Raw genomic sequence first — 22,821 nt, forward strand, 5'->3', positions numbered from 1 at the left:
TGAGACTTCGTCTGCAACTTTCGATGGGGATTCGCCGGGGATACGAGGTGCTTCAGCCTGCTGAGAAGCGTCCGAGGCGATGCCGGCCGCGGGGCGCCGACCGAGCCGAGGTCAGTCGATGACGGCGCCGGCGGACTTCATCTCGGTGAGCGCCTGAGCACTCGAATCGGCGCCGACGCCGGCGATGAGGTCGGTGAGGACGCGCACGCGAAGGCCCTCGCTGAGACCGTCGAGGACGGTGGCGCGCACGCAGTGGTCGGTGGCGATGCCGACGACGTCCACCTCGGCGACGTCGAGCCTCTGCAGGAGATCGCCGAGGCGGTCCCCCGTCTCCGTCGCCCCTTCGAACGCGGAGTAGGCGGGCACCCCCTGACCCTTGCGCACCGTGTGGGTGATCGGGCTCGTCGTCAGCAGCGGGTCGAAGGCCGCACCGTCGGTGTCGGCGACGCAGTGGACCGGCCACGAGTCGACGAAGTCGGGGTCCGCCGCGAAGTGCCCGCCATTGTCGTTCTCCCCGTCATGCCAGTCGGCGGACGCGATGATCGCGTCGTAGTCCCCGGCATGCTCGCCGAGGTAGTCGGAGATCCCGGTCGCGACGGCATCGCCGCCGGTCACCGCGAGCGCTCCGCCCTCGGTGAAGTCGTTCTGGACGTCCACGATGAGAAGTGCCTTCGCCATCCAACGAGCGTAGTCGCTCCGGACCGACGATGGCAGGGGTCGTGGTCGGCAGCCTCGACAGAAACGGTCAGTGTTTGCAGCCTCGGCGGGGCGGGTCAGGGTCGGGGAACTCCTCGGCGCTCCGCGCTGCGGCGGGGCGGGTCAGGGACGGGCGACTCCTCGGCGCTCCGCGCTGCGACGCGGGCGCCCCGATCGGGACGGGGCAGCCTCAGATCCACCCGGCGGCGGCGAAGGCTCGCCGATAGATCTCGTGGATGACGGCCTGTTTGCGGACGTTGTATTCCATCACCGATTCCGCGTTCGCGTTCGACGCCGCTGCGGCGAGGCGTTTGGCTTCGACGTAGCGTTCCCGATCCTCCGGGTTCGCCGTCAGCCACTCACGGAAGACGCGGTGCCGGGCGACCTCCGGGCAGTGGGGGCCGAAGACGTGGAGGTTGCTCAGGGGCAGTTGCTGGGTGCCGTCGGGGTCCTGGTGGCGGAAGGCCCGGTGCTCGTACCAGCCGGGTTCGCGGATGACGAGGTCGTAGCCCGCCTCGGCGAGCGCCGGCCGGTAGGCGTCCTCGTCACGGGGGTCGGCGACGACGAGGTCGATGTCGATGACGGGTTTCGCGACCAGACCCGGCACCGAGGTCGACCCGATGTGCTGGAGCGCGAGGACTCCCTTCCCGAGCGCACCTCTGATCGCGACGGCCAGCGCCTCGTACTGGGCGGCCCATGCCGGGTCGTGGTCGACGACGGCGATCTCGGCCCGGGGGCTGGGCTTGACCCACAGGTCGGGGTCGTCGATGTCGTTGAAGACGACGATGTCAGCAGGATGGACGAAGGTCGGATCGGCGGCTGTCATTCCGTCGACTCACCGGCCGGGACGTGAGCTGACCGTCTGTCTGACCAGTAGGCCTGGGAGAAGTGCCGCCGCCGGTCGAGCGGCAGCTCGCGACGCAGGCCGTGGCGGACCGCAGAGACGAGCCCCCGCTCCCCCGCGACCCAGACGTAGAGACCCGCGGGGCCGAGCCCGAGGCCGCGCACATGGTCGACGAGCGCCTGACCGCGGGATCCGGTGCTGCGCACCCACGTCCAGGTCGCGTTCGCCCGCTGCCGCTGCGGGATGCCGTCCGTGTCACCGTCGTCCTCGATGATCGCCGTGGCCTCGACCTCATCGGGAATCCATGACAGCCATGAGTTCACCGCCGGCACGGTGCTGAGGTCGCCGAGGAGGATGAGGCGCTTCGTATCCCTCGGCAGATCGAGGCGGTCCGGGGTGACGCAGGCGTCGATCACCGTTCCCGGCTGCGCTGCCAGTGCCCACTGCGTCGCCGGGCCGAAGACGGCCTCGCCCGCAGTGCGGTGGTGCGGGAGTACGAGGTCGAGGGCGAACGACCCGGATCGGATGTCGACGTCGACGAACGTGTAGTCGCGGCGGCTGACACGGCCGGATCCGCGTGCGGCACCCGGGTGGTCGGTGGTCGCAGCATCGCCGTTACCTGCCTTCGCGGACCCATCGCCGGCCCTGTCGTCGACACCGGCCGGAGACTCGGGAACCCACAGTCGCACCCACGCCGTGGGATAGACGTCGGTGAGATCGTGCAGGAGGTCGTCACCGGTGAAGTGGATGCGCCGGTAGCGATCGCTGAAGTCCTCGACTCGAGTGACGACGACCTCGCGGTCGGTGCGGTGCCTCAGGCGCCTGATGCCGCGCGGCCAGGTGACCATGGTCAGCTCCTGTCGGCTCGGTTCGATCCGGTACAGACAAGGCTACTCCGCCCACCCTGTGCCGCGGGAGGCTTCGGGGACTGATCACGGACGTTCGTCCGCCTCGGCGAGGGGACGCCTCGGCGAGAGGGCAGGACCCGCGATCGCGGCGGTATCGGGACGACCCCGGCCCGATCAGCTGCGCTGGGCGTCTCGGACAGCGTCCTTGCCTTCGCGGAACCCGCGCTTCTCCGCCTTCCGGGCCGCCTTGTCCGCGGCCTTCGCAATGGCGTGGCGCGTGTCCTCGGTGCCGACTATGACGAGGAGTCCGCCGAGGGCGGCGAGGTTCTTCGCGAACTGCATCTTCTGCGCCGAGGCCTCCGGCTCCTCGTCCTCCCAGAACGCGTGGCCGGCAAGGGTCGTCGGGATGAGCGAACCGGCGAGGGCGAGCGCAGAGAGTCGCGGCTTGATGCCGAGCAGCAGGGTGGTTCCCGCGGCGAGCTGGATGCCGCCATTGATCCGGACGAGGAGTTCGTCATCGTCGGGGAGCACCGGCACGTACTCCCGGATCTTCTCCAGCGTCGGCGCGGCCATCTGCACGCGCCCGCCGGGCTTGGTCAGCGCGCCGTAGCCGCCGATGATGAAGATCGGTGCGGTCGCCATGCGTCCCACGGTGCGCAGCAGCGATGATCCCAGTGCCATGAGCGTCTCCTTCGTCGGGTGGTTCGAGGTGTCCGCCGAGGTGGTGCCGACCGCCTCGGCGACGAGGTCGTTCGGGGCTTGAACCTATAGGAAGGAATGACTGAGCTCAATGCTCTGGCGGGGAAATCTCGTAGGCGCGCCGACCTGCGGATTCATTCCTCGGCGGGTGCCGAGTTCCGACGAGGCGGCTTGACGTCGACCTCCGGCTGCCGCCGGAACTGCCCGGTGAGGACGAGGACGAGGACGACGACGGCGGAGACGAGCCACCCGGAGACGCCGAGGACGGTGACGAGAGCCATGTCCGGAGTCGGGGAGTCGGCGCTGAGGACGAGAGCGAGCAGCATCCCCGACGAGGCGTTGAGAGCGGCGTGGGCGAAGACGGCCGGCCACAGGGACCCGGTGCGCAGGCGCAGCCACCCGAAGAGGACGCTCATGGCTATGCAGCCGCCGACCATGAAGGCGAGGCCCGTGAGGTCGGGACGGCCGAAGTTGTAGCCGAGGAGGATGAGCGGCGCGTGCCACAGCCCCCACACGAGACCGATGAGGAGCAACGCCGGCCACGTGCCGAGCGGCCGCAGCGAGGTGAGCAGCCATCCGCGCCAGCCGACCTCCTCTCCGAAGGCGAAGAGCGCGGTCGCCCCGGTGTTGACGACGACGATGACGAGGAAGACGGCCACCGCTGCGCCCAGCGGGAGCTCCTCGAGTCCGGGCAGTGCCTGCTGCTGGGCGGAGAATCCGGAGAGTCCGACGAGGTCGAGTCGCATCCAGCCGAACGCGCCGGCGAGGAGATAGGTCGCAAGGACGAGGAGGTAGGTGGCGAGTACCGCCAGGCCGGTCCCTCCGAGCACCCGTCCGACCGGATAGAGGGGCCAGAGGCCGAGGCGGCGGGGAATGCTCGCGAGCGGTTCGCGGGCCCGCCTTCGTTGGACGATGAGCGCTGCGATGGTGCCGAGCAGCGGAGTGAACATGAGCGCTTGGCCGGTGAGCTGGACGAACGTGAGGTCGCTCAGTCCCTTGCCCGAGAGCCACAGCGGCAGGCAGACGAGCCAGCCGAGACCGACGGTGACGACGAGGAACACGCCGACCTCGACCCATGGGACGCGGGTGGGCACGATCGGGGGCGCAGACTCCGCGGACAGGCGCGAGCCGGGCACCGCCTCGGCGGGGGTGGATTCCCCCGTGGGGACGGGACGCTCAGCGGCAGGGTCGGGGGCGCTCATCGGATCCTCCTCGCATCGTGACGTCTCGCTGACCTCTGCCTCCAATGTACGGCGGAGCGTCGGCGACGTCCTCCCCCGCGCGGATGACCGAGGCCTCCGACGCGCAGGCGAAGCCGCGCCCCTGGTCAGCTCCCCGGTCGGCTACGATGAGCGGGTCCCACAGTGATTCGCGCAAAGGTGCCGAAATGACAGAACAGTCCCCGCAGACCCCTCGCCCGCCACAGTCCCCACGGTCGGGAGCCCACCTCTCCGACGGAGATCATCTCTCCGTCCTCGGCTACAGCGACTCCTTCGAGCGGTCGATGAGCGTGTGGGCGAACTTCGCGCTCGGGTTCACCTACCTCTCCCCGCTCGTCGGCGTCTACTCACTGCTCGCGGTCGCCCTCGCGGCCGGCGGCCCACCGTCGATCTGGTGGATCGTCATCGTCGCCGCAGGTCAGATGCTCGTCGCCCTCGTCTTCGGCGAGGTCGTCTCCCAGTTCCCCATCGCCGGCGGGATCTACCCGTGGGCGCGGCGGCTGTGGGGCAAGCGGTACGCGTGGATGGCAGCATGGGTCTACATCTGCGCGATGATCGTCACCATCACCTCGGTGGCGGAGTTCGGGGCGGGCTTCGTCGCGAGCCTCTTCGACTTCAAACTCACCCGCAACGTCACCCTCGTCCTCGCGCTCGCACTCCTCGTCCTCGCGCTGGCGATCAACTTCAGCGGCACGAAGTGGCTGGCCAGGATCGCGCGCATCGGCCTCTTCGCCGAGCTCATCGGCGTCATCGGGCTCGGCCTCTTCCTCCTCATCTTCGAGCGCAAGCACCCGTTCTCCGTGTTCTTCGATGCGATGGGTGTGGCCGGAGACGGCAGCTACCTCGCCGCGTTCATGGGTGCTGCCGTGGCCGGGCTCTTCCTCTTCTACGGGTTCGAGGCCTGCGGCGACGTCGCCGAGGAGGTCTCCAACCCCGCCCGCGGCATTCCCAAAGCGATGATCATGACGATCGTCGTCGGTGCGGTCTCCGCCCTCTTCTCCTTCGGCGGGTACGTCCTCGCGGCCCCCAACCTCGATGAGATCGTTGCAGGTGAGGTCGTCGACCCGATCCCCTCGATCCTCGAAGGCAGCCTCGGACCGGTCGGTGCGAAGCTCTTCCTCCTCATCGCGATCCTCGCGTTCATCTCGTGCGTGCTCAGCCTCCAGGCCGCCGCCTCGCGCCTGATCTTCAGCTTCGCCCGCGACGGGATGATGCCCGGCCACCGGTGGCTGTCCCGAGTCGCCGAGGGCACGAAGGTCCCCCGCAACGCCCTCATCGTCGCGTGCACCGCGCCCGCGCTCATCTGCGTGCTCATCTGGTTCAACGACGGCATCCTCGTCGCGGTCACCTCGTTCGCGATCCTCGGCATCTACCTGAGCTTCCAGATGGTCGTCCTCGCCTCCCTGCGCCAGCGCGCCAAGGGGTGGAAGCCGGCGGGTCCGTGGTCGCTGGGAGCGTGGGGAATCGTCGTCAACGTCCTCGCGCTCGCGTACGGGATCTTCGCGATGATCCTGCTCGCCCGGCCCGGCGAGTCGGGGGCGTTCTTCGCCGACTACGTCGTCCTCATCGGTCTCGTCGTCGTCCTCGCCGTCGGGTTCCTCTACCTCTTCATCGCGCGTCCCGACCGGAAGTCGGATGCGCCGGAGGGTGATGCCATCGCCGTCGCCGAGGCGATCCGCGCCCACCGCCGCGACTGACCTCCCAGCGGGGCGGGGACGCGGCGCGGGCGCACCGCCGCAACCGCTCGGTTTCGATCCGCATGGCATGGATCGATCCGTACCGTGCGGATCGAAACCGAGCGGTTGTGCCGCCGTCGCAGGGCCGGCCGGACACGGCACGGCGGACCACCTCGGCGAACCACCCAGGCGGACCACCTCGGCGCCTCCACATAAAAATTCATTCCTCTGCATAACAATTCGACACAGGCCCCTCGGGAGGGCTACAGTGAGGGGCATGTCGAAAGTTCTCTCCTCCCTGCCCATCGGTGAGCACGTCGGGATCGCCTTCTCCGGCGGCCTCGACACGTCCTGCGCGGTCGCGTGGATGCGTCACAAGGGCGCGATTCCGTGCACGTACACCGCGGACATCGGCCAGTACGACGAACCCGACCTCGAGGGCGTGACCGCTCGGGCCAAGGAGTACGGCGCCGAGATCGCGCGCTTCGTCGATGCCAAGAGACTCCTCGTCGAAGAGGGCTTCGTCGCCCTCCAGTGCGGGGCGTTCAACGTCCGTTCGGGCGGGAAGACCTACTTCAACACGACCCCGCTGGGTCGGGCGGTGACGGGCACGATGTTAGTGCGCGCGATGAAGGAGGACGGCGTCGACATCTGGGGCGACGGTTCGACCTACAAGGGCAACGACATCGAGCGCTTCTACCGCTACGGGCTCATGGCCAACCCGAAGCTGCGGATCTACAAGCCGTGGCTCGACTCGGCGTTCGTCGAGGAGCTCGGCGGTCGACAGGAGATGAGCGAATGGCTTGTCGCCCACGGCTACCCGTACCGCGATTCCGCGGAGAAGGCGTATTCCACGGATGCGAACATCTGGGGTGCGACGCATGAGGCGAAGAGCCTCGAGTTCCTCGACGCCGGTCTCGACATCGTCGAACCGATCATGGGCGTGCCCGCGTGGCGCGACGACGTCGAGGTCGAGACCGAGGAGGTCACCGTCCGCTTCGAGGCCGGCCGCCCGATCGCGATCAACGGCGAGGTCTTCGACGATCCGGTGGCACTCGTCTACAAGGCCAACGAGATCGGCGGCCGGCACGGGCTCGGCGTCTCCGACCAGATCGAGAACCGGATCATCGAGGCGAAGTCCCGCGGCATCTACGAGGCCCCGGGCATGGCTCTGCTCCACATCACGTACGAGCGCCTCCTCAACGCCATCCACAACGAGGACACGATCGCCCTCTACCACGAAGAGGGACGCCGGCTGGGGCGGCGGATGTACGAGGGACGGTGGCTCGACCCGCAGTCGCTCATGCTCCGCGAATCCATGCAGCGGTGGGTCGCCTCGGCGATCACGGGCGAGGTGACGCTGCGCCTGCGCCGCGGTGACGACTACACGATCGTCAACACCGAGGGCCCCAACCTCTCCTACCACCCGGAGAAGCTGTCGATGGAGCGCGTCGGCGACGCCGCCTTCGGCCCGGAGGATCGGATCGGCCAGATGACGATGCGCAACCTCGACATCGCCGACTCCCGTGCCCGCCTCGAGCAGTATGCGGCGATGGGCATCGTCTCGGGCCCGACCTCGGAGCTCGTCGGATCGCTCGAGGCCGGTGGCGCCGAGGAGATCGCGAGCACCGACGTCGACGTCGACGCCGCGACCGACCGGTCGGGCCTCTCGGCCGCGTTCGACACCGGCACCGACTGAGGGCGCCGGCACAGAATCTGCGGTCCGCCGACCGTGGGCACGGACTGCGCCTGTGGTGGGAGGACCGTCGGCGTCGCCTGGCACCGGTGTTGCTGCCGGACGACGCTCACACGGAGGACCCCCTCGAATGGGTATCGGATTTCGAGGCGGGTCCTCCGCTTGTCTGCTTATCTGCGCCGATCGGCTTGTCCGCTTATCCGCGCTGATCGGTCGGGTGCGTGTGCTCCCCTCCCGTGATGGCACCGGCTATTCGTTCGCCCGCTCCGTGATCGCGCCCGCGAGGAGGATCGGGTTCGAAATCTCCGTGTTTGTCGAACCCGATCCTCCTCGCGGACGCTGTCCTCATGCAGACTGAAGCCATGACCACGGAAGGTGTGACCGATTCCCGAACCCTCGCCGAGGTGATCGACGCCGAACTCCGTGCCCGCGCGGATCCCACTCGCGCCGAGAAGGAGAAGGCGTACCTCAAGAGCGCGCTCACGCACTACGGGGTGAGCGTTCCCGACACCCGCGCCGTGGTCACGGACGCGATGCGGTCGGCCGAGTTCGACCACGATGCGGTCGTCGGTCTGGCCACGGAGCTGTGGTCCGGACCGGTCGGCGAACGCCCGTCGGCGGCTGTGCGGCAACTGCGCTCGGTCCCGATCTACGAACGGCGATCGGCGGCGGTCATGGTGCTCATTCGGGGGAAGGGCCACCTCAGCGGCGCGGATGCCGATCTCATTGAAGCCTTCATCCGGGAGGCCGGAACCTGGGCCCTCGTGGATCCTCTCGCCGGCGATCTCGCCGGTCCTCTCGCCGATGCGAGCGGCCAGTTCGATCAAGTGCTCGAGAGATGGGCGGTCGATGAGGACTTCTGGGTGCGGCGGGCGGCTCTGTTGGCCCACCTGCGGCCACTGCGCGTCGGGGCCGGTGACTTCGAGCGCTTCTCGCGCTTCGCCGACGCGATGCTCGAGGAGCGTGAGTTCTTCATTCGCAAGGCGATCGGCTGGGTCCTGCGCGACACCGCGAAGAAGCGGCCTGACCTCATCTTCGAGTGGCTGCTGCCGCGGGCGCACCGCGCCTCAGGTGTGACGGTCCGGGAGGCGCTCAGACCGCTGTCGCCCGATCAGCAGACCGCGATCCGCTCGGCACACCAGAGTGGACGCTCGTCGCACGCTTAGCAGCACCCCGCACCTTCGACGACACATCGCCCCGACAGCACAGCCCCGGAGGCTGATCTGGTTCGAAACGCGACGCGATATCGAACCGGATCCGCCTCCGGGGCGCTGGGTTAGCGGGCGCTGGGCAGACGGGCGCCGGGCAGGCGGCCGCGCGTGGACGGCCGCCCGGCCGCCGCACCGAGCGGCGAGCGCGTCAGGCGGTGACGGCGGCCGCAGCCTCGTCGATGAGGTCGGCGACGGCCTTCGGCTGCGAGGCGAGCGAGGCATGGCTCGCGTCGAGCTCGATCGTCTTCTGCGGCTGCATCCGCTCGGCCATCCGACGCTCGTTGTCGGGCGCGATCATCCGGTCCTGCGTCGAGACCTGATACCAGGTCGGCTTCGCCTTCCACGCCGGGTCAGTGACTGCGTCTTCGAAGGTGGAGCCGAGCGGGGCCTTCTGCGTGACGGCCATGACGAGGGCCTGCTCGTCACCGAGGTCCTGGCAGAAGCTCTCGTGGAACTTGTCCTGCTTGACCCAGAGGTAGCCGTCGGAGTCGGGCTCGAGGTTGGGTGCCGCCTCGGGAGGCATCTCCTGCGTGATCCCGCCCGGGCTCTCACCGGCATCGGGCGCGAAGGCGGCGATGTAGACGAGGCCGAGTACATTGGGCTGATCGCCCATCTCCGTGATGACGGCTCCACCGTACGAGTGGCCCACGAGGACGACCGGGCCATCGATCTGGGCGACCATCTTGCGGGTGCGTTCGGCGTCGTCGGCGAGAGAGGTGAGAGGATTCTCCACCGCATGCAGGTCGGTGTAACCGCGCTTGTTGAGCTCGACGATGACGTCGGCCCAGTGGGCTGCACCTCCCCAGAATCCGTGGACCAGGACAACACTCGGCTTATCTGACATCGGTACTCCTCGGTTTCACGGAAGCTTCCTTCGGAACCTTCCTTGGTTCAACGGGGGTGCAGGGCGGGTGCCCATCGTGAGAATACAACGGCGCTTGCACCTCCCACCGGGGAATTCCCTGTGAACGGGGTGACCTATCGCGTCTCAATGCCGAGGGGATTCATATCGTGACAAATTATTCCGTGAATCCTCTTTTGACATGACAAATATCTCGCTAGGGTGGTGTGTGCCCACACAGTCTTCGAAGGAGAAGTCATGACCGAACGACTCGGCGTCGCCGTCATCGGAGCCGGCATGGCCGGTCGCGCCCATGCCGCCGCCTGGCGGGCCGCCCCGACCGTCGGCACCGGAACTCTGCCGACCATCGACCTCGTCTCGATCTGCGATGTCGTGCCGGACGCCGCTCGAACCACGGCCGAGCGCTTCGGCTACTCCCGCTTCGACACCGATTGGCAGGACATCGCCGCCGCCGATGACATCGACATCGTCAGCGTCGTCGTCGCCAACTCGCTCCACAGGCCGATCGTCGAGGCGCTCCTCGCCGCCGGCAAGCACGTGCTGTGCGAGAAGCCGCTCACCGATACGATCCCCGAGGCGGACGCCATGATCGCCGCCGCCGAGAACGCGGATACGATCGCCCGTCTCGGCTTCACCTTCCGCCGCACCCCGGGTCTCGCGGCGATCGCCGACCTCGTCGCGAACGGCACTCTCGGGCCCGTCCAGCACGTGGACGCTCACTACTGGACCGACTACGCGTGCTCGCCGACCGCGCCGATGAGCTGGCGGTACCAGGGAGGTGCCGGCACCGGGGCACTCGCCGACGTCGGCAGCCACCTCACCGACTCCGTCGAGTTCATCGCCGGTCCGATCACCGCGGTTTCGGGAGGGCGGTTCCACACCTCGATCACCGAACGCCCGCTTCCCCTCGGCCATGTCACCGGTCATGACCATGTCGAAGTCAGCGACGAGTACGAGCCCGTGACCAACGACGACTACGCAGGCTTCGGCGTCGAGTTCGGCACCGGCTCGGGCACCCTCCAGGTCTCGCGCATCGCCGCCGGGCACCCGAACACCTTCGCCATCGAGGTCTTCTGCGAGAACGGATCCGCCGGCTTCGACTTCCGCCGCCCCGGCGAGATCACCCTCGGCCACACGACCGGCGATCCCACCCGCGACGGACTGACGACCGTGCAGCTCGGACCCGCCCACCCCTACTTCGCCACCGGCGTGCCGATGGCCGCCCCAGGCGTGGGCATCGGTCAGAACGACGGCTTCACCTTCCAGGCCCGTGCCTTCCTCGACGAGGTCGTCGGTCGACCCGAATCCGAGTCCTACCCGCGGTGCGCGACCTTCGCCGACGGCCTCCACGCCCTGGCCGTGCGCGACGCCGTCATCGCCTCGGCCGCGAACGGCGGGGTCGCCGAGGAGGTCACCCGATGAGGCTCGGCGTCTACACGGCCATCCTCCACGACCGCGGGCTGCCCGAGGCGCTCAACGCGATCCGCGATCTCGGCCTCGATGCGGCCGAGATCAACGTCGGCGGCTTCCTCCCTCCCGTGCACATGCCGACGATCGACGACATCCTCACCTCCGATGCCGCCCGCGACGACTACCTCGCGACCTTCGCCGAGGCGGGGGTCGCCCTGGCGGGCCTCAACGCCAACGGCAATCCGCTCGACCCGAACCCGGAGATCGGCCCGCCCACGCTCGCCGACATCGAACGCGCCATCGACGTCGCCGCTCGCCTCGGTCAGACCCGGGTGGTGACGATGTCGGGACTGCCCGGCGCCCGCGCGGAGGCCGCGACCCCGACGTGGATCGTCAACCCGTGGGAGTCCTCGCACCTCGATACGCTCGAGGACCAGTGGGCCCGGGCCGTGCCCGTGTGGCGCGAACTCGACCGCCGGGCCGCCGACCGCGGCGTGATGATCGCGATCGAGATGCACCCGCACAACCTCGTCTTCAACCCCGCCACCCTCGAGCGCCTCATCGACGCCACCGGGGGTGAGAACATCGGCGCGGAGATGGACCCCTCCCACCTCTTCTGGCAAGGGATCGATCCGATCGCCGCGATCGACCACCTCGGCGATCGGGTCGTCCACGCCGCAGCCAAGGACGTGCGGATCAATCCGGCGGCGGCCGTCCACGGCGTCCTCGACGACCGGCACACGCGCTTCACCGGGGACCGGATCACGCGGATCCGCGGGGGCGCGGCGATCAACCGATGGCCGGAGGGCTCGGCCTGGGACTTCGTCGCGCTCGGACGCGGACACGACCAGGACTTCTGGGATCGGTTCGTCGCGGCCCTCGCCGCCGTCGACCCCGACATGGCCGTCCACATCGAACACGAGGACGAGGCGCTGGGGCGGATCGAAGGACTCGAAACCGCCGCCGAGGTGCTGCTCACCGCCCGCGATCACGCCGGGTAAGCTCGAGGGCAGACCGAGACCGGAACGAAGCAGGGACCCCATGGCACGCGCACCCGAGACCGAGCTGAGCGAGGAGTTCTTCGGCACCCTCGACCGCTCCGCCGGGGCCGCGCCGCTCTACGTCCAGATCGCCCGCCGCCTCGAGGCCGCGATCACCGCCGGAGACATCGCCGCGGGCACCCGTCTGGAGAATGAGGTCTCGATGGCCGAGCGGCTCGGTCTCTCCCGACCGACGATCCGGCAGGCGATCCAGGACCTCGTCGACAAGGGGCTGCTCGTGCGTCGGCGCGGGGTCGGAACGCAGGTCCTCCAACGCCCCGTCGCCCGGGCCGTCGATCTCACGAGCCTCCACGAGGACCTGCAGAAGTCGGGCAACGCACCGGCGACGACCGTGCTCAGCCACCGCGTCGAGGCGGCGGACGCGGAATTCGCCGAGCGCCTCGGTGTGGCGGTGGGGTCCCCGACCCTCCACCTGCGCCGACTCCGGCTCATCGGCTCGACGCCGCTCGCGATCCTCCACAACGTCCTGCCCGAGCCGTTCGCCGATATCACCGCCGCCGAGCTCGTCACCGCCGGTCTCTATGAAACCCTGCGCGAGCGCGGGGTCGTCTTCTCCGTCGCCCATCAGACGATCGGCGCCCGCGCTGCCGCCGACGACGAGGCCGACCTCCTCGACATCACCCCAGGCGCCCCGCTGCTGACGATGCACCGGACCGCGCTCGACCATTCGGGCCAGATCATCGAATGGGGCGACCACTGCTACCGACCCGACCTCTACTCGTTCGAGACGACGCTCGTCTCGCGCTGAGCGGCGGGGGCGCTGAGGGGGCTGGCACTCTCGTGGTCGTCGAGGAGTGCAGCAACCGCGCGGTGTGGATCCGCACGCGGTGGTTCGATCCGTACCAGGGGGATCGAAACCGAGCGGCTGCCTCACGACCGCTCCCGGGATGCGAGCACTCCCCAGAACCGCCCCCAAAAAAAGGGGGTGACGCAGAGCACGATGAGTGATATTGTCATGACAAATAGTTTGTCCTGACAAATAGACACGCGGCACTGCAGCCGCACGGAGGGAACCGACGTCCATGACTCAGACACCTTCGCCGTCACCGCAGGATCACCCGCGGAACGAGCAGGCTGACGCGCAGCCGGTTCACCCGCGGACCGGTACGGCTCACCCGCGAATCGAGCAGGCCGACGCGCAGACCGACCGGACTCCCGCTCCGCCGACCCCGCGCACCACCCCGTTCGACCTTGTGAGCATCGGGCGCATCGGCGTCGACATCTACCCGCTCCAGGACGGTGTCGGCCTCGAGAGCGTCGAGACCTTCGGCAAATACCTCGGCGGTTCGGCCTCAAACGTCGCCGTCGCCGCTGCCCGCTACGGACTCAACTCCGCGATCGTCACCGCCGTCGGCGACGACCCGTTCGGGCGGTACCTCCGCGATGAGCTCACCCGCCTCGGCGTCGACAACCGTTTCGTCGCCACCGACACCGAGCACAACACCCCGGTGACGTTCTGCGAGATCTTCCCGCCCGATGAATTCCCCCTCTACTTCTACCGCGACCCGATCGCCCCCGATCTCACGCTCACCGAGGCCGATCTCGACCTCGACGCGATCCGGACCGCCCGGATCTTCTGGGCCACGGTCACGGGTCTGAGCGTCGAACCCAGCCGTTCGACCCACCATGCGGCCTGGGCGGCCCGCGGTCGCGCCGAGCACACGGTCCTCGACCTCGACTACCGCCCGATGTTCTGGTCCGATCCCGCGACGGCCACCGCCGAGGTGTCCCGAGCCCTCGACCACGTCACCGTCGCCGTCGGCAACCGGGAGGAGTGCGAGATCGCCGTCGGCGAGACCGACCCCGACCGCGCCGCCGACGCCCTGCTCGAGCGCGGCATCGAACTCGCCATCGTCAAGCAGGGACCCAAGGGCGTGCTGGCGAAGACCGTCGACGAACGCGTCGAGGTCCCGCCGTATCCCGTCGACGTCGTCAACGGTCTCGGCGCCGGCGACGGCTTCGGCGGCGCCCTGTGCTTCGGACTGCTCGAAGGCTGGGATCTCGAGTACCTGCTGCGCTTCGCCAACGTCGCCGGTGCCATCGTCGCCACCCGTCGGGAGTGCTCGACGGCGATGCCGACGACCGCCGAGGTGACCGCCGTCGTCGGTGGCCCCGGTACCACGCAGACCGCCTCGGCGAACGACAACGCCGGAGCCGACCTCGCTCACACCTCACCCTCGACCCCCGCCGCCTCGACATCGAAGGACCGCTGATGCCGACTCCCACCCTCTCCCCCGCGGCGTTCGCCCGCCTCCGCGACGCGCGCTTCGACGACCCGGCAGCGATCTCCGCCGCGTGGTCCGCCCGCGCCCGCCGCCCGATCGGCGGTGCCGATTCGAAGCTCTTCATCGTCGCCGCCGACCACCCCGCCCGCGGAGCGAACGCCGTCGGCGACGACCGGTTGGCCATGGCCGACCGCGAGGACCTCCTCAACCGGCTCGCCACGGCACTCTCCCGTCCCGGCGTCGACGGCGTCCTCGGCACTCCCGACGTCCTCGACGACCTCGCGTTCCTCGGCTGCCTCGAAGGCAAGCTCGCCGTCGGGTCGATGAACCGCGGCGGCCTCGCCAGCTCGGCCTTCGAGATCGACGACCGCTTCACCGGTCACACCGCCGCCGGCATGGCCCGCGACGGCATCGACCTCGCGAAGACCCTGCTGCGGATCAACCTCGGTGACCCGGCGACCGCATCGGCGCTCGAAGCCAACGCCCGCGCCGTCAACGACTGTGCAGCCGAGGACATCCCGGTGATGATCGAACCCTTCCTCAACGAATGGGCCGACGATCGGGTGCGCAACATCCTCACCCCCGAAGCCGTCATCACCTCGATCGGGATCGCCCAGGGCCTCGGCACCTCCTCGGCGCACACATGGCTGAAGATCCCCGTCGTCGACGATATGGACCGAGTGCTCGCGGCGACGACCCTGCCCACCCTCCTCCTCGGCGGCGAGCGCTCGGACGACCCCGAGGCAACGTTCCGCAGCTGGGAGGCCGCGCTCGCGCTGCCCGGGGTCCGCGGCCTCGTCATCGGCCGCTCCATCGTCTACCCCGCCGACGGCGACGTCGGCGCCGCCGTCGACCGGGCGGCCGCACTCGTCCACGGATCGGAGAGGACCTCGGCATGATCAACGACTGGCTCCACCGCCGCGACACCCTGAGCTCGGGCGCCTGCGAATCCCTCGTCGATGCCTCCCTGCCCGGGTGGGCGCACACCGGCCTGCGGATCCTCGAGCTCGCCGATGCGACCGTCGACCTCCCCGCCGAGGCGGTCGAACGGGTGCTCGTGCCCCTGTCCGGGCCGACATTCACCGTGAAGTACTCCGCGCCCGAGGGCATCGTCGGGGAGCAGAACCTCGCCGGTCGCCGCTCGGTCTTCCACGGTCCTGCCGACTGCCTCTACCTGCCCACCGGCACCGCCGCGACGGTCAGGGGCTCGGGACGCATCGCCGTGTGCGAAGCCCCGACCGAGGAGACCCGACCCGTCCAGTACCTGCCTGCGGCCGATGTCCCCGTCGAGCTGCGCGGGGCCGGGCGCTCGAGCCGACAGGTTCACAACTTCGCGACCCCGGCGGGACTCGACTGCGTGAAGATCATCGCGTGCGAGGTCATCACCCCGGCCGAGAACTGGTCGTCCTATCCCCCGCACAAGCACGACGAAGCGATCGCCGGGACCGAGACCCGGCTCGAGGAGATCTACTACTTCGAATCCGCAGTCTCCCGCGGTCTGACCGCCCCGGCTGCGGCCGATCCGTTCGCGCTCTTCGCGACGTACTCCTCGGCGGCCGGGGAGATCGAGACCTCGGCGATCGTGCGCACCGGCGACATCGCCCTCGTCCCCTACGGGTACCACGGCCCCGTCGCCGCGGCCCCCGGCTACGACAACTACTACCTCAACGTCATGGCGGGCCCCGACCCCGACCGTGCGTGGCTCATCACCGACGATCCCGCCCACGGCTGGGTCCGCGAACAATGGGAGGGTGAGGAGTTCGACCCGCGGCTGCCCTACACGGCGGAGCCGACCGGCGATGAGGACACCACAGGCACTCAAAACGCCGCCGCACCCGGACGCGACGGGTTCACCACCGAGGATGGAGGAGAACGGCGATGACGACGATGACGGTCGCGCAGGCGCTGATGACGTTCCTGACCCGCCAGTACACGGTCGACGGCGATACCCGGGTGCGCACGATCGCAGGGACCTTCGGGATCTTCGGCCACGGCAATGTCGCCGGCATCGGTCAGGCGCTGCGTCAGCTCCACCATGACGAGCCCGGGGCGATGCCTTACCACCAGGCGCGGAACGAACAGGCGATGGTCCACCAGTCCGTCGGCTACGCCCGGATGAACCGGAGACTTTCGACGTTCGCCTCGGCGGCCTCGGTCGGTCCGGGAGCGGCGAACATGCTCACCGGGGCGGCCTTGGCGACATCGAACCGGATGCCCGCGCTGCTTCTGCCCTCCGACACGTTCGCCACTCGCGTCGCCGACCCCGTCCTCCAGCAGCTCGAACACCCGCACGACACATCCTTGCAGGTCACCGACGCGTTCCGGCCGCTGTCCCGGTTCTTCGACCGTGTCGACCGGCCCGAGCAGCTCTTCTCGATCGCTCTGACGGCGATGCGCGTGCTCACCGACCCCGCCGAGACCGGGGCGGTGACGATCGCCCTGCCCGAGGACGTCCAGGCCGAGACCATCGAGGTCCCCGCCGAGTTCCTCACCGAACGCGACTGGCACCTGCGCCGGCCCCTGCCGGAGACCGGTCCGCTCGAGCGGGCGGTCGCAGCGATCCGCGAGTCCCGGACCCCGCTCATCGTCGCCGGAGGCGGTGTCCTCTACTCCCACGCCGAGGACGAGCTGCGGGCCTTCGCCGAGGCGACCGGGATCCCCGTGGCCACGACCCAGGCCGGGGGCGGGGTCCTCGACTGGGATCACCCCCTCAATCTCGGCGGGATCGGAGCGACGGGGTCGACCGCAGCGAACCGGATCGCCGCCGACGCCGACCTCGTCATCGGCATCGGCACCCGCTACAGCGACTTCACCACCGCGAGCCGGACCGTATTCCAGAACCCGGAGGTCCGCTTCGTCAACCTCAACGTCGCCGCCTTCGATGCGTTCAAGCACGGCAGTCGCCTCCCCCTCGTCGCCGACGCGAGGGAGGGGATCCGGGGACTGCACGAGCACCTCGGCGATTTCCGGGTGAGTGAGGACCTGAGCGCACGGGTCGACCGTGAGCGCACGGACTGGATCGCCGTCGTCGATGAGGCCACGGCCCCCACCGATGCCGCGCTGCCCGGTCAGGCCGAGGTCATCGGGGCGGTCAACACCGCCGCCGGTCCCCGCGACGTCGTCATCCAGGCAGCCGGTTCCCTACCCGGTGACCTGCAGAAGCTCTGGCGCACGAACGATCCGCTCGGCTACCACGTCGAGTACGCGTTCTCGTGCATGGGCTACGAGATCGCCGGCGGGCTCGGCGTCCGCCGCGCGATCGACGCCGCCGGTGAGGACCGGGAGGCGATCGTCATGGTCGGCGACGGGTCGTACCTCATGCTCCACACGGAACTCGTCACCGCGGTCGCCGAAGGGCTCAAGCTCATCGTCGTCCTCATCCAGAACCACGGCTTCGCCTCGATCGGCCACCTCTCCGAGACCGTGGGCGCACCCCGGTTCGGCACGTGGTACCGGAAGTACGACGCCGAGGCGAGCGACTTCCGCACCGACGAGGTCCTCCCCGTCGATCTCGCCGCCAACGCCCGGTCGTACGGCATCGACGTCGTCGAGATCGACCCGGGACCGGATGCGAGCACGCGGCTGGCCGAGGCGGTCGCCGCAGCCAGGGAGGCGGAGACCTCGACGCTCATCCACATCCATTCCGATCCTCTCGTCTACGCCCCCGACGGTGAAGGCTGGTGGGATGTCCCCGTCGCCGAGGTCTCGACGATGGGCGACACCCAGGCTGCCCGCGACGAGTACGAGATCGCCGTCAAGAAGCAGAGGCCGCTGTTGTGAGCACTGCACTCGACACCAGCCCACAGGCCACCGCACCCGACCGCACACGAAGGACACCCACCATGACCACCTCGACGGCGGCAACGCAACCGCTGCGCATCGGCACCGCCCCCGACTCGTGGGGCGTGTGGTTCCCCGACCATCCCGGCCAGGTGCCCTGGCAGCGGTTCCTCGACGAGGTCGCCGAGGCCGGGTACACGTGGATCGAACTCGGACCCTACGGCTACCTTCCCACCGATCCCGCACAGCTCGGCGAGGAGCTCGGCAGCCGCGGCCTCAAACTCTCCGGCGGAACGGTCTTCACCGGCTTCCACAAGTCGGGCGACCAGTTCGCCCGGGCCTGGGAGCAGGTCGAACGCGTCGCGAAGCTCACTGCGGCCCTCGGCGGCGAGCACATCGTCGTCATCCCCGACCTGTGGCGCTCGGACGCCACCAGCGAAGTCCTCGAAGCCCGCACCCTCGACGCGGAGGGCTGGCAGCGTCTCGCCGCCGGCCACGACGCCCTCGGCAAGGCGCTCGAGGAGGAGTACGGCCTCCACCAGCAGTTCCATTCGCACGCCGACTCCCACGTCGGCACCCACTCCGAGGTCGAACGGTTCCTCGAACTCACCGACGAGCGCTTCACCAACCTCTGCCTCGACACCGGCCACTTCTCCTACTACGGCGGGGACAACCTGCGGCTCATCGAGGACCATCCCTCCCGGATCGGCTACCTCCACCTCAAGCAGGTCGACCCGGTGAGGATCTGGGACGTCCTCAAGTCAGATCAGCCCTTCGCCGAGGCGGTCGCCGAGGGAATCATGGTCGAACCGAACCAGGGGATCCCGCCGCTCGATCCGATCATCGAGGCCGTCGCCGCCCTCGACCCGAACACCTTCGCCATCGTCGAACAGGACATGTTCGGCTGCAGCGTCGACGCCCCCTACCCCATCGCCGAGCGGACGCTGCAGACGATCCTCGCCTCGACCCCGTCCGCCGCCACCGACCACTGAGGACACGATCATGTCGACACCGACAGCCACCTCGGCGAGAGCACAATCGCAAGGAGCGAGCATGAACGCACAGGACTTCCGCATCGGCGTCGTCGGCGCCGGGATGATGGGCGCCGACCACATCCGGCGCATCACCCGCTCGATCAGCGGAGCGAACGTCTCGGCCGTCATTGAACCCGACACGGGCCGGGCCCAGGCGGCGCTCGGCGATGCTCCGGCCGCGCAGGCCTTCACCCGGGTCGAGGACGCCCTCGATGCGGGTGCCGTCGACGGTCTGCTCATCGCCACCCCCGGCTTCCTCCATGAGCCGGTGCTCCTGCCGGCGATCGAGGCCGGAATCCCGACCCTGTGCGAGAAGCCGCTCACTCCCGACCCCGAATCCTCGCTGCGCGTCCTCGAGGCCGAACAGGCAGGCGGGCGCAGGCTCATCCAGGTCGGGTTCATGCGCCGCTTCGACCCCGAATACCGGCAGCTGCGCGGTCTCGTCGAATCGGGTGAGACCGGGGAGCTGCTCATGCTCCGGTGCGCCCACCGCAACGCGGTCGTCCCCGACTCCTACCAGCAGGAATCGCTCATCACCGACTCCGTCGTCCACGAGTTCGACATCGTCCCGTGGCTCGCCGGATCGCCGATCAGATCCGTCGAGGTCAAGTTCGCCCGCCGCAATCCGCTCACGCCTGAGTGCCTGCGTGAACCGATCCTCGTGCTCATGGAACTCGAGAACGGGGTCCTCGTCGACCTCGAAATGAACGTCAGCGTCCAGTTCGGCTACCAGGTGTCCACCGAGGCGGTGTTCTCCTCCGGCATCGCCCGCATCGGCGAGCCCACCGGACTCCAGACCTGGCACGCGGGCCGCTTCTCGATGGGCGAGCACGCCGACTTCACCACCCGGTTCGCCACCGCCTACGATGCACAGGTCCAAGCCTGGGTCGACGCCTCCCGGGCGGGCACGACGACCGGTCCGTCAGCGTGGGACGGATACCGGGTCGCCGTCGCCTGCCAGGAGGGAGTCGCCTCGCTGGGCAGCGGCGGTCAGCGCACGATCGACGTTCCGCCGACCCCGGCGTTCTACGCGTGAGGAGCAGACGTTGAAGATCGCCTACGACCCGACCCCGCTCCACCACACGCACAGGCTGCTCGACTTCGCCGCAGCCACCGCCGACCTCGGGTTCGAGCACATGCAGCTCACCCCGCATCCGGACTTCGCGACGCACTTCCGGTACCCGAAGATGGACCGCGACCTCATCAAGCGCTTCGCCCGCAGCGTCGACGCCGCCGGCATCACCGTACCGGCGCTCCTGCCCGTGCAGCGGATCGCGTGGCCCGATGAGGCGAAACGGCAGGCTGCGGTGAAGAACTTCGACCGCGTCATCGACATCGCCGTCGACCTCGGCGTGGGCACGATCAACACCGAGTTCAGCGGCCGCCCCGAATCCTTTGAGGACTCCGAGGAATCGTTCTACCGGTCGATGGACGAGCTGCTGCCCCGCGTCGAACGCGAGGGCCTCAGGCTCAACTTCGACCCCCACCCCGACGACTTCGTCGAGGACGGCCACGAGGCGTGGCGGGTGCTGCGCGGGCTCGATTCGGGCGCCATCGGCTTCGTCTACGTCGCCCCGCACACCTTCCACTACGGCGACTGCCTTGACACGCTCGTCCCCGAACTCGGCGACCGCCTCCGCGCGGTCTACATCTCCGACGCCTACGACCACCGGGCCTCACACGGGCTGCGGTACATCGCGAACCCGCCGACCACCTCGGCGAGGGTGCACCAGCACCTCAAGGTGGGCGACGGGGACGTCGACTTCGACGCCCTCTTCGCGACCCTGGGGACGGCAGGATTCCTCGACCGGGAGGATGCGCTCATCGTCTCCAACGTCTTCGGGGAGAACGAGAACAACGACACCGTCAGCCGGTACCAGAAGCAGGCGATCGACGAGCTCGTCGCCGGACATCGAGGTGATGCCGACTGACGAGAACCCCCAGGGCCGCCTGACACATCGGCCGCCGATCCGAACGAGCACAGGCTCACCCATCGCCTGAGGCTGGCGGACATCGCCCTACCCGACGTGCGCCCGCGCACATCCGAACCGCACCATTCACCGAGTCATTCAGCACCATTCACTGAGTCATTCAAAGGAGAGTGAACGCCATGAGCGGTCAACAGAAGTCACTCGTGGACCTGCCCCCTGACACCAAAGGTCCGCACACCTCCCGGTTGGGGATCATCGCCGTCGTCGCCACCTTCGGCGGTCTGCTCTTCGGCTACGACACCGGCGTCGTCAACGGTGCCCTCGAGCCGCTCACCCAGGACTTCGGGCTCACCCCGCGCACCGAGGGGATCGTCGTCAGCTTCCTCACGATCGGGGCCGCTTTCGGCGCCGTCATCGGTGGGCGGCTCTCCGATGCCTTCGGCAGGCGGTCGAACATCCTCCTGCTCGCGACGTTCTTCATCGTCGGCACGCTTGCGTGCGCGCTCGCACCGAACTGGCAGTTCCTCGCCGGTGCCCGGTTCTTCCTCGGTCTCGCCGTCGGCGCTGCGTCGACGACAGTACCGGTCTACCTCGCCGAGCTCGCCCCTTTCGAACGGCGAGGTTCGCTGGTGACCCGCAACGAGGTGATGATCGTCGTCGGTCAGTTCGCGGCCTTCGTCATCAACGCGATCATCTTGAACATCTGGGGAGAGCACGAGGGCGTGTGGCGGTACATGCTCGCCGTCGCCGTGCTGCCAGCGATCGCTCTGCTCATCGGCATGCTCTTCCTCCCCGAGAGCCCGCGCTGGCTGATCTCGAAACACCGTGACGACCAGGCGTTCGAGGTGCTCAAACAGGTCCGCTCGACCGAACGCGCCGAGGCGGAGATGAAGGAGGTCGAGCTGCTCGCCGAGGAGGAGGAGAAGTCGAAGACGGGCGGACTGTCCGACCTCGCCTCGAAGTGGGTGCTGCGCCTCGTCATCATCGGTGTCGGCCTCGGCATCGCCCAGCAGCTCACCGGCATCAACTCGGTGATGTACTACGGCACCCAGCTGCTCACCGATGCCGGTTTCTCCGCCGACGCCGCAATCATTGCGAACACCTTCAACGGACTCTTCTCCGTCCTCGGCGTCACCGTCGGCATCATGCTCATCAACAAGCTGCCTCGGCGGGTCATGCTGCTCGGCGGGTTCACTCTCACGAGCACCTTCCACCTCCTCATCGGCCTCTCCGCGGTGTTCCTCCCGGACGGGCAGTTCAAGGCGTACGCGATCCTCGTCTTCGTCGTCCTCTTCGTCTTCTCGATGCAGGGCACGCTCGGGCCGCTCGTGTGGCTCATGCTCGCTGAGATCTTCCCGCTGAAGATCCGCTCGTTCGCGATGGGCATCTGCGTCTTCGCGCTGTGGATGGCCAATGCCGCCGTCGCCCAGTTCTTCCCCAGCGTCGTCGCCGGCATGGGGATCGCGAACACGTTCTTCATGTTCGCCGGCCTCGGAGTTCTCGCCCTCATCTTCATCTACTTCATGGTCCCCGAAACCAGAAACAAGACCCTCGAGGACCTCGAGGAGGAGTTCCGCACGAAGTACGGTCGCTGAGGGTCCCGAGTATCCTCGATGACACATCCCAGC

The 22,821-nt window shown here is 68.8% G+C and carries 20 protein-coding genes; 14 read left to right on the forward strand and 6 right to left on the reverse strand.

The features are described from left to right. Positions 1–111 precede the first annotated feature (111 nt). The 5 genes from AC0VYB_RS15650 to AC0VYB_RS15670 all read right to left on the reverse strand — a co-directional run bounded on the left by AC0VYB_RS15650 (position 112) and on the right by AC0VYB_RS15670 (position 4,289). Entirely contained in the window at positions 112–678 is a 567-nt protein-coding gene (locus tag AC0VYB_RS15650) for an isochorismatase family protein (protein ID WP_095376353.1), read from the reverse strand. A 208-nt stretch (positions 679–886) separates the two neighbouring features. Next, the gene (locus AC0VYB_RS15655) at positions 887–1,522 is read right to left on the reverse strand and encodes a GrpB family protein (protein ID WP_475384823.1); all 636 of its coding nucleotides are present in this window, start codon (positions 1,520–1,522) and stop codon (positions 887–889) included. Next, a complete protein-coding gene (locus tag AC0VYB_RS15660; protein WP_475384824.1) occupies positions 1,519–2,388 on the reverse strand; it encodes a siderophore-interacting protein in 870 nt (289 codons plus the stop codon). Before AC0VYB_RS15660 ends, AC0VYB_RS15655 begins: the two co-directional genes overlap by 4 nt. 174 nt (positions 2,389–2,562) lie before the next feature. Next, positions 2,563–3,069, reverse strand: a complete 507-nt coding sequence (locus AC0VYB_RS15665; protein ID WP_475384825.1) for a DoxX family protein — start codon at positions 3,067–3,069, stop codon at positions 2,563–2,565. A 152-nt stretch (positions 3,070–3,221) separates the two neighbouring features. Continuing rightward, entirely contained in the window at positions 3,222–4,289 is a 1,068-nt protein-coding gene (locus AC0VYB_RS15670; RefSeq protein ID WP_475384826.1) for a lysostaphin resistance A-like protein, read from the reverse strand. 185 nt (positions 4,290–4,474) lie between these two features. On the opposite strand from AC0VYB_RS15670, the gene AC0VYB_RS15675 reads away from it, so the two are divergent. The 3 genes from AC0VYB_RS15675 (at position 4,475) to AC0VYB_RS15685 (ending at position 8,845) form a co-directional block, all read left to right on the forward strand. After that, positions 4,475–6,004 carry an APC family permease gene (locus tag AC0VYB_RS15675; protein ID WP_475384827.1) on the forward strand — a complete coding sequence of 510 codons (1,530 nt, stop codon included), beginning with the start codon at positions 4,475–4,477 and terminating at the stop codon, positions 6,002–6,004. A 256-nt stretch (positions 6,005–6,260) separates the two neighbouring features. Next, entirely contained in the window at positions 6,261–7,682 is a 1,422-nt protein-coding gene (gene argG, locus AC0VYB_RS15680) for an argininosuccinate synthase (protein ID WP_475384828.1), read from the forward strand. Positions 7,683–8,041: 359 nt separating this feature from the next. Beyond that, positions 8,042–8,845, forward strand: a complete 804-nt coding sequence (locus AC0VYB_RS15685) for a DNA alkylation repair protein (protein ID WP_475384829.1) — start codon at positions 8,042–8,044, stop codon at positions 8,843–8,845. A gap of 193 nt (positions 8,846–9,038) precedes the next feature. On the opposite strand, the gene AC0VYB_RS15690 is transcribed toward AC0VYB_RS15685, so the two are convergent. Further along, positions 9,039–9,734, reverse strand: a complete 696-nt coding sequence (locus AC0VYB_RS15690) for an alpha/beta hydrolase (RefSeq protein ID WP_009381043.1) — start codon at positions 9,732–9,734, stop codon at positions 9,039–9,041. Positions 9,735–9,989: 255 nt separating this feature from the next. On the opposite strand from AC0VYB_RS15690, the gene AC0VYB_RS15695 reads away from it, so the two are divergent. From AC0VYB_RS15695 to AC0VYB_RS15745, 11 genes are all read left to right on the forward strand, one after another. Continuing rightward, positions 9,990–11,174 (forward strand): Gfo/Idh/MocA family protein, encoded by a 1,185-nt coding sequence (locus tag AC0VYB_RS15695; protein ID WP_009381044.1) that lies wholly within the window; start codon positions 9,990–9,992, stop codon positions 11,172–11,174. Next, the gene (locus tag AC0VYB_RS15700; protein WP_009381045.1) at positions 11,171–12,163 is read left to right on the forward strand and encodes a sugar phosphate isomerase/epimerase family protein; all 993 of its coding nucleotides are present in this window, start codon (positions 11,171–11,173) and stop codon (positions 12,161–12,163) included. The genes AC0VYB_RS15695 and AC0VYB_RS15700 overlap by 4 nt, the downstream gene beginning before the upstream one ends. Positions 12,164–12,203: 40 nt before the next feature. Next, complete coding sequence (locus AC0VYB_RS15705) at positions 12,204–12,971, forward strand: GntR family transcriptional regulator (protein WP_009381048.1); 768 nt, start codon at positions 12,204–12,206, stop codon at positions 12,969–12,971. A gap of 274 nt (positions 12,972–13,245) precedes the next feature. Then, positions 13,246–14,436 carry a 5-dehydro-2-deoxygluconokinase gene (iolC, locus tag AC0VYB_RS15710; protein ID WP_475384830.1) on the forward strand — a complete coding sequence of 397 codons (1,191 nt, stop codon included), beginning with the start codon at positions 13,246–13,248 and terminating at the stop codon, positions 14,434–14,436. Next, on the forward strand, positions 14,436–15,347 hold the full coding sequence (locus tag AC0VYB_RS15715) for a Cgl0159 family (beta/alpha)8-fold protein (RefSeq protein WP_009381058.1): 912 nt from the start codon (positions 14,436–14,438) through the stop codon (positions 15,345–15,347). The genes iolC and AC0VYB_RS15715 overlap by 1 nt, the downstream gene beginning before the upstream one ends. Continuing rightward, positions 15,344–16,330, forward strand: a complete 987-nt coding sequence (gene iolB, locus AC0VYB_RS15720) for a 5-deoxy-glucuronate isomerase (RefSeq protein ID WP_009381060.1) — start codon at positions 15,344–15,346, stop codon at positions 16,328–16,330. Before AC0VYB_RS15715 ends, iolB begins: the two co-directional genes overlap by 4 nt. Further along, a complete protein-coding gene (gene iolD / locus AC0VYB_RS15725; protein WP_009381062.1) occupies positions 16,327–18,228 on the forward strand; it encodes a 3D-(3,5/4)-trihydroxycyclohexane-1,2-dione acylhydrolase (decyclizing) in 1,902 nt (633 codons plus the stop codon). The genes iolB and iolD overlap by 4 nt, the downstream gene beginning before the upstream one ends. 62 nt (positions 18,229–18,290) lie before the next feature. Further along, positions 18,291–19,220 carry a sugar phosphate isomerase/epimerase family protein gene (locus AC0VYB_RS15730; protein ID WP_009381064.1) on the forward strand — a complete coding sequence of 310 codons (930 nt, stop codon included), beginning with the start codon at positions 18,291–18,293 and terminating at the stop codon, positions 19,218–19,220. 61 nt (positions 19,221–19,281) lie between these two features. Next, positions 19,282–20,298 carry a Gfo/Idh/MocA family protein gene (locus AC0VYB_RS15735; protein ID WP_475384831.1) on the forward strand — a complete coding sequence of 339 codons (1,017 nt, stop codon included), beginning with the start codon at positions 19,282–19,284 and terminating at the stop codon, positions 20,296–20,298. 10 nt (positions 20,299–20,308) lie between these two features. Then, complete coding sequence (locus AC0VYB_RS15740; RefSeq protein ID WP_259862216.1) at positions 20,309–21,193, forward strand: sugar phosphate isomerase/epimerase family protein; 885 nt, start codon at positions 20,309–20,311, stop codon at positions 21,191–21,193. Between the two features lie 179 nt (positions 21,194–21,372). Beyond that, entirely contained in the window at positions 21,373–22,788 is a 1,416-nt protein-coding gene (locus tag AC0VYB_RS15745; RefSeq protein WP_475384832.1) for a sugar porter family MFS transporter, read from the forward strand. Positions 22,789–22,821 lie beyond the last annotated feature (33 nt).

This window comes from Brevibacterium sp. Z349TD_9, from assembly GCF_056173565.1.

What these genes read in the sequence shown, in the direction of transcription:
- AC0VYB_RS15695 (WP_009381044.1), top strand. Translation starts at nt 9,990, where the DNA reads ATGACCGAACGACTCGGCGTCGCCGTCATCGGAGCCGGCATGGCCGGT.
- AC0VYB_RS15670 (WP_475384826.1), bottom strand. Translation starts at nt 4,289, where the DNA reads ATGAGCGCCCCCGACCCTGCCGCTGAGCGTCCCGTCCCCACGGGGGAA.
- argG (WP_475384828.1), top strand. Translation starts at nt 6,261, where the DNA reads ATGTCGAAAGTTCTCTCCTCCCTGCCCATCGGTGAGCACGTCGGGATC.
- iolC (WP_475384830.1), top strand. Translation starts at nt 13,246, where the DNA reads ATGACTCAGACACCTTCGCCGTCACCGCAGGATCACCCGCGGAACGAG.
- AC0VYB_RS15665 (WP_475384825.1), bottom strand. Translation starts at nt 3,069, where the DNA reads ATGGCACTGGGATCATCGCTGCTGCGCACCGTGGGACGCATGGCGACC.
- iolD (WP_009381062.1), top strand. Translation starts at nt 16,327, where the DNA reads ATGACGACGATGACGGTCGCGCAGGCGCTGATGACGTTCCTGACCCGC.
- AC0VYB_RS15715 (WP_009381058.1), top strand. Translation starts at nt 14,436, where the DNA reads ATGCCGACTCCCACCCTCTCCCCCGCGGCGTTCGCCCGCCTCCGCGAC.
- AC0VYB_RS15730 (WP_009381064.1), top strand. Translation starts at nt 18,291, where the DNA reads ATGACCACCTCGACGGCGGCAACGCAACCGCTGCGCATCGGCACCGCC.
- iolB (WP_009381060.1), top strand. Translation starts at nt 15,344, where the DNA reads ATGATCAACGACTGGCTCCACCGCCGCGACACCCTGAGCTCGGGCGCC.
- AC0VYB_RS15685 (WP_475384829.1), top strand. Translation starts at nt 8,042, where the DNA reads ATGACCACGGAAGGTGTGACCGATTCCCGAACCCTCGCCGAGGTGATC.
- AC0VYB_RS15700 (WP_009381045.1), top strand. Translation starts at nt 11,171, where the DNA reads ATGAGGCTCGGCGTCTACACGGCCATCCTCCACGACCGCGGGCTGCCC.
- AC0VYB_RS15675 (WP_475384827.1), top strand. Translation starts at nt 4,475, where the DNA reads ATGACAGAACAGTCCCCGCAGACCCCTCGCCCGCCACAGTCCCCACGG.
- AC0VYB_RS15660 (WP_475384824.1), bottom strand. Translation starts at nt 2,388, where the DNA reads ATGGTCACCTGGCCGCGCGGCATCAGGCGCCTGAGGCACCGCACCGAC.
- AC0VYB_RS15705 (WP_009381048.1), top strand. Translation starts at nt 12,204, where the DNA reads ATGGCACGCGCACCCGAGACCGAGCTGAGCGAGGAGTTCTTCGGCACC.
- AC0VYB_RS15655 (WP_475384823.1), bottom strand. Translation starts at nt 1,522, where the DNA reads ATGACAGCCGCCGATCCGACCTTCGTCCATCCTGCTGACATCGTCGTC.
- AC0VYB_RS15745 (WP_475384832.1), top strand. Translation starts at nt 21,373, where the DNA reads ATGAGCGGTCAACAGAAGTCACTCGTGGACCTGCCCCCTGACACCAAA.
- AC0VYB_RS15650 (WP_095376353.1), bottom strand. Translation starts at nt 678, where the DNA reads ATGGCGAAGGCACTTCTCATCGTGGACGTCCAGAACGACTTCACCGAG.
- AC0VYB_RS15690 (WP_009381043.1), bottom strand. Translation starts at nt 9,734, where the DNA reads ATGTCAGATAAGCCGAGTGTTGTCCTGGTCCACGGATTCTGGGGAGGT.
- AC0VYB_RS15735 (WP_475384831.1), top strand. Translation starts at nt 19,282, where the DNA reads ATGAACGCACAGGACTTCCGCATCGGCGTCGTCGGCGCCGGGATGATG.